Raw genomic sequence first — 18,398 nt, 5'->3', positions numbered from 1 at the left:
GGGAGGAAAAACAACATGGCTTTCAAAAGTGATATCGAAATTGCTCAGGAATCCACCATGCTGCCTGTGGCAGAGATCGCTGAAAAACTGAACATCGCCGAAGAGTATGTAGAATCCTATGGGAAGTACAAAGCTAAAATCGACTACAATCTGCTGAAGGAAAAAGGGAATACCCCCGCCGGCAAGCTGATCTTAGTGACCGCCATTAATCCCACACCGGCCGGTGAAGGGAAAACAACCACCACCGTTGGTCTGGGGGATGCCCTTACACATTTAGGCAAAAAAGTCGTGATCGCTTTGCGCGAGCCCTCCCTGGGACCTGTATTTGGAGTTAAAGGCGGGGCGGCCGGCGGCGGCTATGCTCAAGTGGTTCCTATGGAAGATATTAACCTTCATTTCACAGGTGATCTCCATGCCATCGGTGCCGCCAACAACTTGATCGCCGCATTGCTGGACAACCATATCTATCAGGGAAATGCCCTGGACATCGATGTAAGGCGCATCACCTGGAAAAGATGTATGGATATGAACGATCGTCAGCTCAGATATATCAATGACGGCCTGGGCGGCAAAGCTAACGGCATGCCCCGGGAAGACGGTTTCGATATCACCGTGGCTTCGGAGATTATGGCCATTCTCTGCCTCTCCAGTGACCTGGATGATCTGAAGAAAAGAGTGGAGAGAATCATCATCGGCTATAACCGCAAGGGAGAACCGGTCACGGCCGGTCAGCTGAAGGCTCAGGGAGCCGTGGCGGCACTGCTCAAAGACGCTTTAAAGCCCAATCTCGTGCAGACCCTGGAGCATACCCCCTCCTTTATCCATGGCGGACCTTTCGCCAATATTGCCCATGGTTGCAACAGTGTTATGGCCACCAAAATGGCCTTAAAGCTCGGCGATTATGTCGTCACAGAAGCAGGCTTCGGCGCCGACCTGGGCGCTGAGAAGTTCCTCGATATCAAATGCCGCTTAAGCGGTCTGGAACCGGATGCCGTGGTCATCGTGGCTACCGTCCGCGCTCTTAAATCTCATGGGGGCGTTGCCAAAGCCGATCTGAACCAGGAAAACCTGGCAGCCCTCAAGGAAGGACTCCCCAATCTGCTCAAACATGTAGAGAACATTACGGTTAACTTCGGACTGCCCGCCGTCGTAGCCATTAACCGTTTCCCAACCGATACCCTGGCTGAGGTCCAGCTGGTTGAAGAGGAATGCAAAAAGCTGGGTGTCAACGTGGCCCTTTCTGAAGTATGGGAAAAGGGGGGAGCCGGCGGCGTAGAATTAGCTGAAGAGGTTCTCAAGCTCATGGACAGCCCCAAGAACTTTACCTTCGCTTATGACATCGATCTGGGGCTTAAAGAAAAGATCACAGCCATTGCCACCAAAATCTACGGTGCCGATGGTGTGGACTTTATCGGTTCCAGCGCCAAGGATATCGAGGGCATCGAAAGCATCGGCTATCGCAATATTCCGGTTTGCATGGCCAAAACCCAGTACTCTCTGTCCGATGATCAGAAAAAGCTGGGACGCCCCACCGGTTTCAGAATATCCATCCGCAGTGTCAAAGTATCGGCAGGGGCCGGTTTTGCTGTGGCCCTGACCGGGGATATCATGACCATGCCCGGCCTGCCCAAGGTTCCGGCCGCCGAAAGCATTGATGTGGATAACACAGGCAGGATTTCCGGCTTATTCTGATGAGCCCCTATAAGGAGTGCTCATTGTCAAATTAGGCTGAGATGGCGGTGAACTCTGTCATCTCAGTTCCCAGGGTTATAGGGAGAGGGTTTTTATAAATCTTGGTAAAAGGGTGCGGATAATATAAAAAAATCCGGGAGAAAAGGATAGAGATAAATAAAGATAAGTGAAAAGGGTAGAGATAATAAAATAGGTGAAAAGAGTAGAGTTAAATAAAGATAGTGAAAAAGGGTAGAGTTAACTACAGATAAATAGAAAAGGGTAGAGCTAAAGAGATAAATTGTGCGGATGAGACCGATTTTTAGAGAGAGGAGATGAACAGGATGCTTGAGTCAAGCGCTAAAGACTTTGTATCGGCTCTTTCATCAAAAGAACCTATACCGGGAGGCGGCGGAGCCTCGGCCTATGTGGGTTCCATGGGCATGGCCCTGGGTGTAATGGTCGGGAATCTGACCGTGGGTAAGAAAAAGTACGCTGATGTTGAAGCAGAGGTTAAGATCTTAATGGAAAAAAGCGAAAAAGTTATCGCCAGATTCCAGTCTCTGGTGGCGGAAGATGCCGCAGCCTTTTATCCCCTATCTCAGGTTTATGGCATGCCTAAAAACACCGAAGAGGAAATTCAGCGGAAAGAGGAAACACTGCAGAAAGCCCTGGTCAACGCCACCCTGGTTCCTTTGGAGATCGCCCGCTGCTGTGCGGAAGGAATCGATCTTCAGGAGGAATTCGCTCAGAAAGGCACCCGGATCGCCATCAGTGATGTGGGCGTGGGTGTAGCCTTCCTGAAGGCAGCTTTGGAAGGAGCCAAACTCAATGTTCTGATCAATACCCAAATTATGAAGGATCAGGAGTTCAAGCACAGAATCGAGACCGAGCTGGCCGATCTCTGTACGGTCTATACAGCCAAGGCCGACCGGATTTTTGCTGAAGTTCAGAATTCAATTACGGGAGGTAAATCATCGTGACCCAAATTCTTAATGCCAAGCCGGTGGTTCAGGCCATGAAGGAGAACCTCCGGCAGGAAATTGCGGCCTTGCAAGCTGAAGGAAAAGCGCCGACACTGGGAATTATCCGGGTGGGCAGCCGCCCCGATGATGTTTACTACGAGAATAATATCATTAAGAATTGTGAAACCGTAGGAATCGCCACCAAGACCTATCCTCTCGATCTGAATATCAGCATGGAAGAATTTACTGCCGTTATGACTCAGGTCAATGATGACCCTTCTGTGCATGGGATCATGCTTTTCCGGCCTCTGCCCCAGCAATTGGATGAAGAAGTCATTAAACACCTTATTTCTGCGGATAAAGACATTGACTGCATGAGCCCTCTCAATCTGGAGAAGGTTTTTGAAGGAGATATGAGCGGCCTTTTGCCCTGCACACCGGCCGCCGTCATGGCAATCCTGCGCCACTATGAAATTGAGCTGAAAGGCGCCAATGCCGTGGTGATGGGCAGAAGCTTAGTCGTAGGCAAGCCCCTGAGCATGATGCTCTTACAAGAAAATGCCACTGTGACCATCTGTCATTCCAGGACCAGGAACCTGCCGGAAGTCGCCAAAAGTGCGGATATCGTCATTGCGGCCATGGGCCGGGCCAGAATGATCGATGATAAATATGTTGCGGAAAACAGCATCGTCATCGATGTGGGTATTAATGATGGCGGTGACGGCAAAATCTGCGGTGACGTAGACTATGACGCCGTGGTGGACAAGGTCAAAGCGATTACTCCCGTACCGGGGGGAGTCGGCTCGGTTACGACCACCATTCTCTTAAATAATTTAGTGAGAGCCTGTAAAAGCCAATGAGCCTAATCCGGGGTGACATATGAGGATACTCAGGGGTATCCCCGGAAGGGATATAGGAAACGCCTCAGGGATGGGGATGGATTAGTTGGAGAAAAAATAATCGTGTTTGTAAAAAGGGAGCATGCTTGCGGCAAGCTCTCTTTTTACTAGGAACCTTCAGCTGCAGGCGGGAAATTTTATCTGCCTGGGTTTTTATGAGGGTTTTCACGAGAGTGTACAGGAGTTGTCTTCCTGGATGGAGAAAATAGACAAGGGTTAGGTGCGAACTCAAGAAAAGGGGAGGGTAAACCATGGATTCTGAAGCGCTGCGGCAAGGTCTCAAAGAGCAGGGGTATATTGCCGATGACAATACCCTCATGGCCCTGCAGTGTTCCTTGCTGCTGAACAAGCCGCGGTCCGGCCGGCGCCGGAAAAACCGAACTGGCCAAAGCCTGGAGCCGTTATGGGCAGCGGCCCCTGATCCGCCTGCAATGCTATGAAGGGATCGACGAAGCCAAAGCTTTGTATGAATGGAATTACCAGAAGCAGCTGCTTTATATTCAATCTCAGAATACCCGGCTACAGGGCATTCAAGATAAACCTTTTCAAGGGGTATATCCTCAGGGCTCGGGTCGACAAAATCCGGAGGACAATGCCTGGGCTCTTAACAGCAAAACCATCTATTCGGAAGAATTTCTATTGAGCAGACCCTTGCTGAAAGCTATCCGCAGCCCCCAACCGGCGGTTCTGCTCATCGACGAAGTGGATAAAAGCGACGAGGAATTTGAAAGTTTTCTCCTGGAGATCCTCTCCGACTGGCAGATCTCCATTCCGGAGACAGGCACGATCACCGCGGCCAGCATCCCCTCCGTCCTGCTCACCAGCAATAATACCCGCAACCTGAGCCATGCCTTGCGGCGGCGCTGTCTGTATTTATATCTGGATTATCCCGGTGAGCAGCGGGAGCTGGAAATCCTGCGTCTGAATTTTCCGAAACTGAAGGAAACCCTGGGCCGCCAGGCAGTCATTTTGATCCGCAAAATCAGACTGGAACGGCTGAAAAAGCATCCCAGCATCAGCGAGGTGCTGGACTGGGTCAATATCCTTGACCAAATGGGAGCACGGGAGCTGTCCGCTCCTCTGGTCCTCAATACCCTGGGCCTGCTGCTCAAATATAAGGAGGACCAGGAAAAAATCAGGGAAAAAATAAACCAGAAGGACTGGTTTGATGGAATATTTACTGCTTGATATGACCCGGCTGCTCCGGAGAGCGGGGGTTCAGGTGGGCACTCAGGAGATTGAGGACTGCCTGCACGGGCTGAATCACTTGGGAACCAACCTCGGCAAGTACACCTTCTGCCAGCTGGTGAACACCACCATGATCAAAACCTCCTGGGGAGCGGAATTTGCCTTCTGGCTGACCGAGCTTTACTATGGGCCTGACCCGGAGCTCAGCAACGACCATCTCCAGCTGCTTTCCCACCGCCAGGCCACTGAGATCACCGGAGAAGGTCTGGGCAGCGGCGGCCGGGGAGCACCGGTGGAACTGCTGGCCGAAGCGGTGCTGAAGAAGAACATCGCTTTGATTTATGCCGTGCTGCAAGGATTGAACATCACCCTGGAGCCCCATTGGGAAGACGAAGAGCGGGCTCTGGAGTTTTTCCGTGAACGCAGCGGCTGGGAAGAGGTCCGGCGGCGGGTGGCGGAATCCCAGCGGCGGGGAGAACTGGGGGAAGAGGAGTATGCCCAGGCCCAGGAGGCCCTCAGCGAATGGAACCGTCTGCTGCAGGATCAGATCGAACTGCAGATGATTCAAAACATGAGCGGGCAGGTTCTCCTGGAAGAGCTGAAAAAGCATAATCCTCGCACCGTTGAGTTTCTGGCCGGAGAAGAGAGGCAGATTGAGCCTATGTTCCAGGAGATCCAAAAGCTGGGCCGCCGCCTGGCCGTCCGCCCGGGCCGGCGGCGCCGGGTCGCGGCTAAGGGCACGATAGCCCTGAACATGACCGTCCGGCGGGCCCTGCAAACCGGCGGCATCCCCCTGGCACCGGTACGGGTGCGTCGGAAACCGGCCAAGCCTGATCTCTGGCTTCTCTGCGATATGTCCAACTCCGTCAGCCCCTTCAGCTATTTTATGCTGCTGTTTGTTTACGCTACCCAGAGCCGTTATGACCATATCCGCACTTTTTTGTTTGTGGATGCGCTGCTGGAGGCCACGGAACATTTTCAGGGGCAGGATTGGAGCGATGCCCTCCACAGCATGAAAAGGCTCAAGGGGTTCAACCTCACCGGCTATTCCCATTACGGCAAGGTCCTGCAGCAGTTTGCCGCGGAGCATTTAAGCCAGCTCAGCAGAAAAACCACGGTGATCATCCTGGGAGACGGCAAGAACAATGGCTATAAGCCGGAAGGGTATGAGGCTCTGGCCCAGATCAAGGAGTCGGCGGCCGCCCTCTACTGGCTCAATCCCTTGAGCCGGAATCTCTGGGGCGCCGCCGACTGTCTGATGAAAAAATACGAAGAGAATTGCACCAGAGCCTGGTCCTGCTGCAATATCCAACAGCTGGAGCAGTTTTTGCTTTCCTTGTAAGTCGAATTCCCGCCGGCTCTTCTTTCAGCAAAGGTTTTCAACTTCCCAGCCACGTCCTATATAGGTGCGGTTTTCAACGGAATCCACACCTATTTGTGTTGGGCGGGAGTCAAACAAGGAATAGCTGTTTTTCTTCTGAAAGCCGATGTGGGTAAATCCAACCGGCAGCCCTGCCGCCAGGTAAAAGCTTTTGCCTGCCTGCAATTGAAAATGAATATGCGGCTCAGAGGTATTCCCGGTATTGCCGCTTTGGGCCAGCACCTGTCCTTGCTTTACTTCATCCCCTGCTTTCACCGTAAAGCTGTTCTTTCTGATATGGGCGATCAGGCTGTATTCACGGTTAGGATGCTGGATCAGGATATAATTTCCCCGAATATCTTTGGCACGGCAATCGGCGCTGCCTTTTCCGTCAACCAGGCTGTCTTCATAGCCGTCTTTCATATCGATGATCATACCGTCGCAGGGCGCTATAATATCCCGGCCATAGCAATAGTAGCTATGAGGGGATAGCTGATCCTCCTCATAGGACTTCCCGGCCTCATCCAAGATCAAAAAATCGTAGGCGTAGCGCTGGGAGGGGATTTCCCAGGAATGGGACAGCTCTTTTTCCGTACTGCCGTTTACAACCGTCCATTGTCCCTTAAAGGGCAGGATATAGGAATTTTTAAGTTGGTAATTTGTTTTGGAGGGCAGTTTTCCTTTATAGGATAGATAGGTTATTGGTATTCCCATAAGCTGTCGCAAGGCCTGGCCTAAGGCGGACCAATCGCAGACAATTTCCACAAGGCATAATAACCAAAATAAGCTCAAAAGTTTTAAGTGGGCATAGGGAGTCAGGTAGCCCAATAAACCTAAAAGCCCCAGCCATTTCAGCCTGCCGGTTATAGCAACAAACTGTTTCACCAATGCTCACTCCCGGACCCTATCGGCGGGTTTCCAATAGGTCAATGATTTAAATTCTCATCCCTGCCGGTATCCGGCATAGATTATCACCCGCCGGCCGTGTCTGGAGATTCGGCCCCTGACAAGCAGACCAACGCGCTTTCCAGCCGGCGGTCTTTGACTTTTATAATCTTGATGGCCAGCCCGTATTCCTCAAGCTCCGGGGTGCTGCCGTCTCCGGGGATGGAGCCCAATAGCCCGAAGACCATGCCCACAAAGGTGTCGTAATCTTCATCAGGAAGCAATACACCCAGCTGCTTTGTCACTTCGTCCAGTGGTGCAGAGCCCTGAATGCGCCAGGTTTTGGAATCAATACGCTCAATCAGCGGAGACTCCGCAGGCATGGAAATGTCATCATCCAGGTCACCTACCAGGTGTTCGAGCAAATCATTCATGGTGATGATGCCGCTCATGCCGCCGTATTCATCCACCACCACCGCAAAGTGGTTCCGGGATTTTTTCATATTGCGGAAAAGAACATCCGCCCGTACGGATTCCGGGACGAAATAAGCCGACTGTACGGCGTTTTTCATCACTTCCTCACGGGCTTTGTTTTTCAGTCTGAAGTAATCTTTGGCATACAAAACGCCCAGGATGTTGTCAGGGCTATCCGAGCAGATAGGGTAGATGGAATGCCTGCTTTCATTGATGGTTTGCTGCCATTGTTCATTGGTTTCATCAAGCCACAGGAGAGCAACTTCCGTCCGATGGGTCATAAGCTCCCCGGCGGAAATATCGTCAAATTCAAAAATGTTCTGAATCATATTCTGCTCGTCAGGCTGAATGGTTCCTTTTTGCTTGCCGGCATCCAGGATCATACGGATTTCTTCTTCCGCGTTTTCTTCATCCTCGCTGTTGGGATCGACCCCGAAGAGCCGCAATAAACCGTTGGTGGATACCGTGAAAAGCCACACCGCAGGGGTAAATATTCTTGAAACCGTATAAATAAGCCCGGACATGCCCAGGGCAATCTGTTCAGCTTTTTTCATAGCCAGGCGTTTGGGAATCAGTTCGCCCAGGAGTACGGTGAAATAGGTGAGCAAAACTGTAATGATAGCCACAGACAGGATGCTGATCACGGCTGTAGGAATATTAAAGCCCATCCCGGCAAACCAGGCCACCAGGCGGTCGGAAAAGTTTTCCGTAGCCACGGCACTGCTCAGAAGATTGACCAAAGTAATACCCACCTGAATCGTGGCCAGAAAACCTGCGGGCTGTTCAGTCAGCTTGGTGAGGCGCAAGGCCCGCTTGTCACCGGCAGCGGATAGTTTGGCCAGTTTGTTATCGTTCATGGTAATTACGGCAATTTCCGCACAGGCAAAAATCGCATTAAAAAAGATAAAAATAAGTTGAAGTAAAAATAACCAAAGTAAAGGACTGTCCGACAAAATAATACCCTCCCAAAATTCTGCTTTATCTTGATAACAGTTATGCTGCTGCCAAGGGATGCGTTAGTGGCAGAAACGCTTTATTGGACTGACACCTTTTGTTATAGCCGTAAAAAAATACACAACAATAAGGACAATGTAAAATTGCCCATATCATTGTGTAATATCCTTGCATAGACCTGTTTACTAAGCAGGCCTAATTTATCGCATCGAGGATCAGGCGGCTCCGATTCAGAGTCAGGATCGTCCAAGGTAATGTCACTCCTTTTCATTATTAATAATATTAGAGGGTTTATGATCTGTCAATCCCTTTTACGGTTCTTTTATTGGCAAACCATGCCGAAAAAGATTTTATTGCTTAATACCTTGCTTAATCTCTTGCTTAATCCCCTGCAGAATCTCGAATATCCCTTCCGGAGCAGCACCTTTAACACCGATTTCCACCAGGACATCTCCATATAATACGCTGAAGCTCATCCGCTGACCCGGCTCATCCCCGGCATCGGCAATCTCATAAGTCCTGGCCCGTACCGCATCCAGTGTCAGTTCATCCATGAGGAAGATGGGATTATCCACGATGTCCTGCAATTCTCCAGGGACTGAATCAGCCCGGGGAATGGGATAGAGGGATAGGTCGTAATTCTCTTTATGGGCAATCGAGGTGATCCGCCCTTGGTCCTTATCCTCCAGCAGGGAAACCCGCCAATTGATATAGCCCATGCCCTTTGCCCAGTTAACAAACAGAGCATCCTCATTCTGCTTGATAGAGCGCAGAGCGTCCTCAAAAGCAAATCCTTCAGGGAGGTCTGCCGGCAGATAAGCACCGAAATCGGCATCGGCCCGGGCTTCCCCGAGAGTGAGCCGCTCCTCCCGCAGCTCAGGTATGACGGGATGAAATACGGTAAGATCGGCCCTTCCGCCCTCAATCAGACGGCCAACCAGCTCTGAGATTTCAGCCTGAAGAGCTTCCTTTTCAGCTTCCGGGCCGCCCAGCTCCACATAGTAGGCCAGGTCTGCCAGCTGGAAAGCGGCAAAGTAGATGATGTTCCTCAGCCCCCGGCTGTTGGGCCGGGTCTCAAAATAGCCTGCGGTAACCTCTGTGCCAAGCAGATCCGAAGTTTTGGTCTCCACATCAAAGACATAGTCCAGCTGCACCTGGCCGGGAGCAAGCTGGAGATAGGTCTCCAGTCCGGATGGGGACAGCACATGGGCGTCGATATTGAATAAAGAGGCCACATTTTGGTCACTTGAGAAATTTGCGGTAGCCGTGATCCTCCGCATGTCTGCCAGACCTGGGAAAACAGCATGAAGCTCGTCGGTGGTCAGCTCCTGCCAAAAATGACCGGGAATTGCCATATCGGATGTTGCAAGGAGGTCATGGGCTTTATTGAAAATCAAAGGGTATTGGCTTAAGGCATCATCAGGCTGGGAAATCCCCGGATTACCTGGCATCAGCGCCAGGGGATGCTCCATAAAGCGGGGCAGCATAAAAACACCGAGCAGGGCCAGAGCCAGACAAGCAAAGGCTGCCGTATAACGCCGGAGCAGGGGTGCCCGGTGTTGGGTCCGGGCCTTGCCCGTGCCTGTGCCTGTGCAGGACATAAGCTTTTGGTGCAAGGCGTCCGAAACATCTATGTTATTCATATAGTCCTTATAAGCTTTCATAATCCTCCTCCTTTATAGAAAGCTTGAGCTTCTGACGGGCACGGGTCAGAAGGCTTCTCACAGTTGCTTCCTTTTGCCCGGTCAGCTCGGAAATATCCTTAATGGAATAATCCTCATAATAGAACAAATGGATGACCGTACGGTATTTGGAAGGTAAGGCCATGATTTGCTCCAGCAATTCATATTGCTTTGGTTCTGAAGCAGGATACGAGTCGAGAAAAGGCTCCCTTCGCCTGTGCCAGGGTGAGCGCAGACGGCTTTTGCCTAAGTTTACGGTGACCCGGATCAGCCATGCCTTTGCATGCTCCGCCGATTCAAATTGGAGAGCCTTTTCATAAGCCCGCAGAAACACTTCCTGCACAATGTCCTCGGCATCGGGGATATTCCCCGTAATCGCCAGCGCCGTGCGGTAAAGTCTGTTTTCATGTGTCGTTACGAACACCTCAAAGTCTTCCGGCCGGGCAGACTTATAGGCCATGTCCTTCACCTCTTTCACCTTATATACGCTTTAGACGGGAAAAAGGCTGCAAACCCCTTGGCCAAAAATCAATTAAACTTAAGAAGGGGACTGCCGGATGGCCGCGAATTTATAGTATATGAATTCAGCTCGGATATCGAAAAGATAGTCCAGAACATGGAGAATTCCGGAAAGGATAGAAGGATGGCAAAGAGATATATTATGTTAAGACCTGAAGAAGAGGCTGCGGCGGAAACGGAATCAACCCTCAAGGAGATGATTTGCTTTGGGGATAACTCTAAGAATTATCGTTTTCCGGAAGTTGAGGTCAATGATGAAAACCAAGTCAAACTGCAGAAGCTGGTTGACGAATACAATCTCCTGATTGGGCAGGAAGAGAACAAGGACCTGGATCTTAAGACCTTCTTTGCCGGGAAACAAATCAAACTCGAGCATGTGGACGAGTTCGAGGAGCCGCGGGATATGTTTATCCTGTTGATCTATTTTAAAGAGGTCTGCAAGCTTGCGGATTTTGAGCCTGTAGCTGTGATTGAGCAATAGGTCTAACCCTGAGCGGCATAAAAAACAGAGGTTTCAGTATAAATATACTTAAACCTCCAGCATCCTGATCCTGCAGTTGTGATGATGTGCTCCTTCTCTTAGCGGACCTGGGCTAACTTGACTAACAGGAAGACAGTCCTGCTGATTTAATCGAAAAGCCCCGGTTAAAAGAACTATCCGAATAGTCGATGACTGACTCGGAAACATACTGTTCTAAATTGGCACCATAGACAACGGTAATTCCCTGGGATTCGACGGAGATATCGTCTTCGTGAGTTAACTCATCCAGAGTTAAACTTAATTGCGGACCTCCTCAGCCAAAACCCCCGAAAGCAACTCTCAGCAGAGTGCTGTCGGGATTATCCTGAGTGGCAATGATTTCTTTTAGCTTTTCGGCTGCTTTTTCAGAAATTTGCATTGTAATCACTCTCCTTATTCGTATTTTGTTCAGGTCATCTGTATTTTACCCTTGGATTTTTTGGATGTTTATCCTGATAAAACTATTATAAAGAGTTAGTTGAAAAAAATCAACATACCCCCAAGGGGTATGTTGATTTTTTATTCCTTCACGATAAGAAAGCCTGTGTCCACCCTCGGGGATGAACTGAACACAACGGCTCCTGCTGATTATTGTTTAAAGTATTTCCCGTCACCCAGATAAAACAGCTGCTTGTCCCGGTACATTCGTTGGTCGGCTGAGGACAAAACCGCTTCCATATTCGTTTCTTCCAAAGAAGTGGCATAACCTAAGCTTAAGTTTAATACCGCGGGAGTGTTCTTGGTTGGAATCTTATTTTTGCTCCTTATTCTGTTGGCGATGGTTTTCAGAACAGCTTCTTTATAAGAAGTAAGAATCAAAAACTCATCGCCGCCAAAGCGGAAGGCGAAATCAGTATCCCTGAAGCTGCTGCGGATGGCCTCAGCAGCTTCAGGGAGGATTCGATCTCCTTCTTCATGGCCAAAATGGTCATTGATGTACTTCAAACCGCTAATGTCAAGCATAATCAGCCCGTAGGGCTTGGACTCGGTGATATAGCTCTGAATAACCGTATGAAAGAGATTGCGGTTATACAGCCCTGTCAGGGCATCCGTTTCGGCATTTTTCTTTAACTTTTCTAAACTTTCTTCTCTTGCCGTCACATCCTTGGTAAGAATCATTGCCCCCATAAATTTATCCGGTATGTTAATCGGGGAATAGGCGTTCTCAATAAACCTGTTTTGGGTTTTAATCACTTTGTGCCATTCCATAGTGGCAGGCTGATTGAGCTTCTCAATCACTTTGGGCTGATTTTCTTTTTTGTGACAGGAGAGAATAGTGTTTTCGGGGAGCTTATCATCCCAGCCAAGCAATTCACCGGCCAACTGATTGAAATAAATAATTTTTCCCGTATTGTTGACAAGAGTTAAACCGATTTTTAATTCCGCAAGGATAGTATCGATAATCTCAGTTGGAATGGAATTGTAATTCATAAAAGCCCCCCTGGTTTAGAATTTAGCATAATTGAATATGGTTTACACGGGCTGAAAGCAGCATCCTGGCTCGGAATAATTAAAGCTTATCAAAATGATGTGAAGTGTCAAGAAAAGAATCAGCCTGAATGCATGCCGGGCCATACCTTCCTGAAGAGGACATACTTATCCTGCAACGGGAAACAATAGTATTCTGTAACACCTAATTCCTCAATCCCCCGCCTTATCTTGCTATAAATTTGCCCGCCATTATAGTGTCATTTTAAGGGTTGACAGGGCATTAGCGAAAAAATGAAGGAACCGGCGTGATAATATGACGGCAAAACTCAATCAGTACAACCAAAAAAGGAATTTCGACAGAACCATGGAACCGGAGGGGATCACAGAAATGCCCCATGCGGGGCTGAGATTTGTGGTGCAGCACCATCTGGCCCGCAGAGATCACTACGATCTTCGTCTGGAATGGGATGGAGCCATGCTGAGCTGGGCAGTGCCCAAGGGGCCTTCGTACAATACCCGGGATAAGAGACTGGCTGTACAGGTGGAGGACCATCCTTTGGAATACAGGCATTTTGAGGGGACCATTCCCAAAGGGGAATACGGGGGCGGCGTGGTCATGCTCTGGGATGAAGGCTTCTGGGAACCTTATGTGGATGTGGATGGGGGACTCCGTGAAGGTATGCTGAAGTTTGTGCTGAAGGGAAGAAGGCTTAAAGGCAAGTGGGCTCTGGTACGGATGAAAGGGAAAGCCGGGGAGAAGAAGGATAACTGGCTGCTGCTTAAAGAAAAAGATGACTATGTGCAAACTGCCGACGGAATTTCCCAATTTACCACCAGCATCAGAACCGGACGCACTATGACGGAGATTGAAGAGGGGGAGGAAGAAAAATTCACCCGGAACCCCTTCAGCAGTACCGAAGTGCAGCTTGCCAAATTAGTCCGCCACCTTCCCGAGGGTGAGGACTGGCTTTATGAATTGAAGTATGACGGCTATCGGATCGTGGCCTATCTTGAGGGGAACAGGGTCCGGTTGATGACCAGGAACGGCCATGATTACACGGAGCGGTTCCAGGATGTGGCCTCTTCTCTCGCTGATTGGGCCGGGGGAAGGGCCATGATTCTGGATGGGGAAATGGCCATTACGGATCCGGAGGGCAAGACGGATTTTCAGGCTCTGCAAAACTATTTGAAAAACCCCCGGGCCAAAAACCTCACCTATATCCTCTTTGATCTCCTGGCTCTGGATGGAGCGGACCTTCGGAGACACCCCCTAATCCACAGGAAGGAAACCTTGGCGGCCCTGCTGGAGAATGCTCCCCAAAACCTTCACTACAGCCGGCATGTGAGCGGAAAGGGCGAAGAAAGTTTCCGGGCGGCTTGTGAAGCAGGCATGGAGGGGATTATCGGCAAAAAAGCCGATGCCCTTTACAGCGGAACCAGGAACGGCGACTGGATCAAACTGAAATGCGATAAACGGCAGGAATTTGTCATCGTCGGCTATACCCTTTCCCAGAAGAGAATCGGGGGGATCAGCTCCCTTCTCCTGGGTATTTACGAAGGCCAGGAGTTGGTCTATGCCGGACGGGCCGGTACCGGCCTAAAGGAAGGGGATATGAAGGACCTTGAGAAAAAATTTAAGGACATCAAGAGAAGTTCGGCGCCCTTTAAACCTGCCCCTAAGCCCAGAGCCGGTGAGCGGATCACCTGGGTGGAGCCCGAACTGGTGGTGGAAATTAAGTTTGCCGATTGGACCGAAGAGGATCAGTTAAGGCAGGCTAGCTTTAAAGGCCTGCGGGCAGATAAGAACCCCAGGGAGATCAGGAGGGAAAGGACGGATGAGGAAAAGGATGATGAGGGACTGCAGCTTCAGCCATCTGCCCCTGAAAGGAAGAGCCTCATGAAAACCAATATCAACAGCATGATCATCGAAGGAATCAAAATCAGCAGCCCGGACAAGGTGATCTTCACCGATCCTGAAATCACCAAGGTGGATATGATCCGGTATTACGCTAAGGTGGCGGAGCGGATGCTGCCCTATGTGAGCCACCGGGTTCTCAGCATTGTCCGCTGTCCCAAAGGGATCGCCCAGACCTGCTTCTATAAGAAGCATCCCGGTCCCGGCAGTCAGGGAGTTGTCACTATCCCCATTCTCACCAGTGACGGAACAACGGAAGACTACTTCTATATTGAGAACCCTTCCGGGCTGATCGCCGAGGCCCAAATGGGCACTCTGGAATTCCACATCTGGGGGAGCCGGGTTGATGAGCTGGAAAAGCCCGATCTGATGGTCTTTGACCTGGACCCCGACGAGGGAATGGAGTTGGGTACGGTGCGCCAGGGTGTGCGGGATCTGAAAACCATCCTTGCCGAGCTTTCCCTGAACTCCTATCTTAAAACCAGCGGGGGCAAAGGGTATCATGTGGTGGTTCCCTTGCAGCCCGCCGTCTCCTGGGAGGTCTTTCATGATTTCGCCCAAGGCGTCGCCCAGGTCATGGAGCAGAAATGGCCGGATCGTTACACAAGCAATGTGCGTAAAGCCAAGCGCATCGACAAAATCTTTATCGACTGGATTCGCAACGGCAGAGGAGCCACCAGCATCGCCCCTTATTCCCTGAGAGCCCGGGAAGGGGCCAAGGTATCCATGCCCATCACTTGGGAGGAGCTGGATACGGTGGCTCCCGACGGGGTCGATATGGCGGAGGCCCTGCAAAGGATCAGCGGCAAGGACCCCTGGGCAGGATTCTTTCAGAATCAGCAGCGGCTGCAATGAAGAGCTGAAAAACTTTTTTCATCCGTTTTTGACAGCGAAGTAGATAGGATTCTTGATTCATCGGACCGAATTTGGTACTATATTTGTATAGGTGGTGGTAAGCTTTGAATGGCAAAGAAGATATTAGACCTATTTCCTATATAAAAGCCAATGCAGCCGAGGTTCTGGATCAGGTGAACGAATCCCGCCGGCCTGTCTACATCACTCAAAACGGTGAGGCCAGAGCCGTCTTGCTGGACACAGAGTCCTATGAGAAACTTAAAAATGCCGTTGGGTTATTGAAGCTGCTGACTCAGGGAGAAGAGGACATTGCTAAAGGCAAAGTCCTGTCCCAGGAGGAGTTTTTCCTGAGCATGGACCGGGAATTAGGCCTGCCGCAGCTGGAAGATGCAGCGGAAGATCATGAATAAGATGTATCAGGTTCTGTGGACACAAACTGCCCAGCAGGATTTAAGAAAAATCATCGCTTATCTTGCTGATGACAATATAACGGTGGCGCAAAGAATATATACGGAGATCAGGCAAAAATGCGGCAATTTACGGCAACTGCCCCATCAGGGGCGAATCGTTCCGGAGCTGAAATATCATGGCATTACCCTTTATCGGGAATTGATTATCCGGCCTTGGCGGATTATTTATAAACTTGAAGAAAACAAGGTTTGGGTTCTTGCCGTGATCGATGGCCGAAGAAATATGGAAGATACTCTGCTCAATCGGTTTATACTATAATGTGTTGTGCCTTGCCCGGTCGGTGCAAAGCACAGCTTCGTTGCAATAGGTGTATTTAAGCTGAAAATTAAAACCGTGATTTATCATCACGGGCAGATGAACCCCATGAGCAAAGAATTCATGGGGTTCGTTTTTTGCTTTAATCAGAGATTGTCGATGTGATTAGCCTCAACTGATGGTTGAGAGTCCGCAAAAATGATTCGTTTGATGTGAAAATTGTAACTTTTATAATATAGGTAGCAAGCAACTCCTCAGAGACACATGGATCATGCCTTTCTGAGGAGTTGTTTATAAAAAGGGAGGTTATAGAATGGACAAGCAAAAGACAGAAAAAGAAAATCGGATTGAGATGTCCCGCAGATCATTTCTGAAAGGCAGCTTGACTGCCGGTATGCTGGCAGCCGGCGGAGCGATGCTGACAGCCTGCTCTCCGGCAACGACGGGCAGTGCCGGCGCAGGCACTGGAGATGCAGGCTCGGCTGTATCAGGCGATGGCAATGCCGGCAGCCGAATCGCACCGGGATACGCGAATCCGGATGGCATCGGCATCCCGCTTCAGCCAGATCGCACCGAAGACGCCGATGTGGTGGTAATTGGTTCAGGCATGGGTGGCTTCGTGGCAGCAATGCTGTCTAAGGAGCTCTCCCCAGAATCCAGGGTCATCATGCTGGAGAAGAACGGCTTCCTGGGCGGCAACACGAACTTCGCAGAAGGCGGCGGAGGTTTTGCCAACCTCAGCCCGGCAGACGCCCGAATGAAGAGCCTTTCGGAATGCGCTGCCCGTAACTACGTGGTGGATCCGCAGCTTTTCTACACTATGTGCCTGGAGCAGGGTGATTGTTCCGATTGGCTGTTTGCCAAGCACAAAGTACCGCTGGCTTTCTATGGCAGCCCGCAGCCACTTTATGAAGGCGGCCATGGTGCATCGGCCATCCAAGCACTGACACCCCAGGCTAAGGAGTTGGGGGTCGATATCCGCCTGGATGCGCGCGCTTTCGCGCTGGTGCTTGACGATGAATACACGGTGAGCGGTCTGCAGTACAAAGATGGGGAAGGCAAGGTTGTGCAGGTCAACGCCAAGGCAGTAGTGATTGCGTCGGGGGGCATGAACAACAACTCCGAGCTGTTGAAACTCTACGCAAACCAGGATGTAAACAAGATCATACCTCTGGGCATAGGGCAAGATGGCGATGGCCATCTGATGGTTGAGCAGACCGCCCATGGCAAAAGTCTGCTCCAGACCATCGATGGCTTCTTTGCCGGTATGGGTACCAACAGCGAGCCGGGTGACTTTAACTCCGATCTCAACACAGCTGTGGGTTTCCAGTTCAGCGATATCTTTGTCAATCAGTATGGCGTGCGCTTCTACGATGAGTCGGTATCATTCATCAAGGGTTTCGGCCTCACCGCAATCTCCCAGATCATTCTGGCCCAAGCGCAGGCCTTCTCCATTTTTGATGAATCCTACCTCCGGAAGTGGGAGGCCGGAGAGTGGCAAAATGGCAAGAACGGCTATGACAGCGCCACAAAGATGCCGCGCAGCGATTATCCTTTGCAGGTCAGAGACGACCTGGAAAAGTTCTCGTCCATGAGCTGGTTTTATCAGGCTGACAGCATCGAGGACTTAGGCAAGGCGATAGCTGCCGATGTCGGGACCTTCGTTGTGGAGGATTTCGTCAAGACGGTCGAGGCCTACAATGCAGCGGCTGCCGGAGCCGAAGACGAGTTCGGCAAGCCGGCGGAGTTTATCTGGCCCCTTGGGACCCCTCCCTTCTATGCCGTTAAGGCTGGAGTCAACGCCTACAATACCAACGGCGGTATCCGCATCAACCGCTCTGCACAGGTCACCGACGCCAAAGGCCAGCCAATCTCCGGCCTCTACGCCTCCGGCATCGCGACCGCAGGCTGGGATTCGCAGACTTACGGTGGCGGAACCAATCAGCCTGTGGCCATCTGGTGCAGCTGTGCGGCGGCGCGCCATCTGGTTGAGAATTGTTTAGGTGGCAGAGTTGACCCCAACTGGATGGGCGATGTTCATGTCACTGATCTTTATGAAGAGTTTGCCAATATAGACACCAGCGGTAATCCACTCGGCTAAGGAGGAACCAATGGCGTCTTGGGGCGAAGCATGTTGCCCAAGCGCTCAAGGGATAAGTAATCCAATCACAATCGCCCAGTTGCCCGGCAAAATCATGGCAGATCAATCCACAGAAGTGGATTCCATGAGCGGAGCAAGCCTGTCTTCGGCTGCTATTAAAGAAGCTGTCGATAAAGCCCTGGAACAGGCTGAAAAATAACCCCGGGAACCACTCCCTGTCAAATAGACAGGCCCCAAAAAACGGACTCTGTTA

General features: G+C 50.7%; 15 protein-coding genes and 2 pseudogenes. 11 read left to right on the top strand and 6 right to left on the bottom strand.

The features are described from left to right. Positions 1-15: 15 nt before the first annotated feature. From BUA14_RS01465 to BUA14_RS01445, 5 genes and pseudogenes are all read left to right on the top strand, one after another. On the top strand, positions 16-1,692 hold the full coding sequence (locus tag BUA14_RS01465; protein WP_072770944.1) for a formate--tetrahydrofolate ligase: 1,677 nt from the start codon (positions 16-18) through the stop codon (positions 1,690-1,692). A gap of 323 nt (positions 1,693-2,015) precedes the next feature. Beyond that, positions 2,016-2,654, top strand: coding sequence for a cyclodeaminase/cyclohydrolase family protein (locus BUA14_RS01460; protein ID WP_072770943.1), 639 nt, complete (start codon positions 2,016-2,018; stop codon positions 2,652-2,654). Continuing rightward, the gene (locus tag BUA14_RS01455) at positions 2,651-3,496 is read left to right on the top strand and encodes a bifunctional 5,10-methylenetetrahydrofolate dehydrogenase/5,10-methenyltetrahydrofolate cyclohydrolase (RefSeq protein WP_072770942.1); all 846 of its coding nucleotides are present in this window, start codon (positions 2,651-2,653) and stop codon (positions 3,494-3,496) included. The genes BUA14_RS01460 and BUA14_RS01455 overlap by 4 nt, the downstream gene beginning before the upstream one ends. Positions 3,497-3,786: 290 nt before the next feature. Next, positions 3,787-4,723: pseudogene (locus BUA14_RS01450) on the top strand (AAA family ATPase). Further along, positions 4,704-6,065 (top strand): VWA domain-containing protein, encoded by a 1,362-nt coding sequence (locus BUA14_RS01445; RefSeq protein ID WP_072770941.1) that lies wholly within the window; start codon positions 4,704-4,706, stop codon positions 6,063-6,065. The pseudogene BUA14_RS01450 and the gene BUA14_RS01445 overlap by 20 nt, the downstream one beginning before the upstream one ends. Before the next feature lie 24 nt (positions 6,066-6,089). On the opposite strand, the gene BUA14_RS01440 is transcribed toward BUA14_RS01445, so the two are convergent. The 4 genes from BUA14_RS01440 to BUA14_RS01425 all read right to left on the bottom strand — a co-directional run bounded on the left by BUA14_RS01440 (position 6,090) and on the right by BUA14_RS01425 (position 10,538). Beyond that, positions 6,090-6,968 carry a M23 family metallopeptidase gene (locus tag BUA14_RS01440; RefSeq protein WP_072770940.1) on the bottom strand — a complete coding sequence of 293 codons (879 nt, stop codon included), beginning with the start codon at positions 6,966-6,968 and terminating at the stop codon, positions 6,090-6,092. 86 nt (positions 6,969-7,054) lie between these two features. Beyond that, positions 7,055-8,395 carry a hemolysin family protein gene (locus BUA14_RS01435; protein ID WP_072770939.1) on the bottom strand — a complete coding sequence of 447 codons (1,341 nt, stop codon included), beginning with the start codon at positions 8,393-8,395 and terminating at the stop codon, positions 7,055-7,057. Positions 8,396-8,746: 351 nt separating this feature from the next. After that, positions 8,747-10,060, bottom strand: a complete 1,314-nt coding sequence (locus tag BUA14_RS01430) for a hypothetical protein (RefSeq protein WP_072770938.1) — start codon at positions 10,058-10,060, stop codon at positions 8,747-8,749. Next, positions 10,047-10,538 carry an RNA polymerase sigma factor gene (locus BUA14_RS01425; RefSeq protein ID WP_072770937.1) on the bottom strand — a complete coding sequence of 164 codons (492 nt, stop codon included), beginning with the start codon at positions 10,536-10,538 and terminating at the stop codon, positions 10,047-10,049. Before BUA14_RS01425 ends, BUA14_RS01430 begins: the two co-directional genes overlap by 14 nt. A gap of 183 nt (positions 10,539-10,721) precedes the next feature. On the opposite strand from BUA14_RS01425, the gene BUA14_RS01420 reads away from it, so the two are divergent. Further along, positions 10,722-11,078: a hypothetical protein gene (locus BUA14_RS01420; RefSeq protein WP_072771199.1), complete on the top strand. Its 357-nt coding sequence runs from the start codon at positions 10,722-10,724 to the stop codon at positions 11,076-11,078. Between the two features lie 121 nt (positions 11,079-11,199). Here the strand turns inward: BUA14_RS01420 and BUA14_RS29040 are convergent, their stop codons facing one another. Both BUA14_RS29040 and BUA14_RS01415 read right to left on the bottom strand, forming a co-directional pair. After that, a complete protein-coding gene (locus BUA14_RS29040; RefSeq protein WP_486598955.1) occupies positions 11,200-11,496 on the bottom strand; it encodes a HesB/IscA family protein in 297 nt (98 codons plus the stop codon). A 209-nt stretch (positions 11,497-11,705) separates the two neighbouring features. Next, complete coding sequence (locus tag BUA14_RS01415; protein WP_072770936.1) at positions 11,706-12,548, bottom strand: sensor domain-containing diguanylate cyclase; 843 nt, start codon at positions 12,546-12,548, stop codon at positions 11,706-11,708. Between the two features lie 313 nt (positions 12,549-12,861). Between BUA14_RS01415 and ligD the strand changes: the two genes are divergently transcribed. The 5 genes and pseudogenes from ligD to BUA14_RS01390 form a co-directional block, all read left to right on the top strand. Continuing rightward, complete coding sequence (ligD, locus tag BUA14_RS01410; protein WP_072770935.1) at positions 12,862-15,318, top strand: DNA ligase D; 2,457 nt, start codon at positions 12,862-12,864, stop codon at positions 15,316-15,318. A 104-nt stretch (positions 15,319-15,422) separates the two neighbouring features. After that, positions 15,423-15,728 carry a type II toxin-antitoxin system Phd/YefM family antitoxin gene (locus tag BUA14_RS01405; RefSeq protein ID WP_072770934.1) on the top strand — a complete coding sequence of 102 codons (306 nt, stop codon included), beginning with the start codon at positions 15,423-15,425 and terminating at the stop codon, positions 15,726-15,728. Further along, complete coding sequence (locus tag BUA14_RS01400; protein WP_072770933.1) at positions 15,721-16,047, top strand: type II toxin-antitoxin system RelE/ParE family toxin; 327 nt, start codon at positions 15,721-15,723, stop codon at positions 16,045-16,047. The genes BUA14_RS01405 and BUA14_RS01400 overlap by 8 nt, the downstream gene beginning before the upstream one ends. A 310-nt stretch (positions 16,048-16,357) precedes the next feature. Further along, positions 16,358-18,145 (top strand): FAD-binding protein, encoded by a 1,788-nt coding sequence (locus BUA14_RS01395; RefSeq protein ID WP_072770932.1) that lies wholly within the window; start codon positions 16,358-16,360, stop codon positions 18,143-18,145. A gap of 70 nt (positions 18,146-18,215) precedes the next feature. Then, positions 18,216-18,344, top strand: a pseudogene (locus BUA14_RS01390) (FMN-binding protein); the annotation flags it as partial. Positions 18,345-18,398: the final 54 nt, after the last annotated feature.

Source organism: Desulfitobacterium chlororespirans DSM 11544, assembly GCF_900143285.1.
GTDB classification, from domain to species: Bacteria; Bacillota; Desulfitobacteriia; order Desulfitobacteriales; family Desulfitobacteriaceae; genus Desulfitobacterium; species Desulfitobacterium chlororespirans.
The sequence above is the reverse complement of the archived record's forward strand: the minus strand, read 5'-3'. Positions and strand labels throughout refer to the sequence as shown.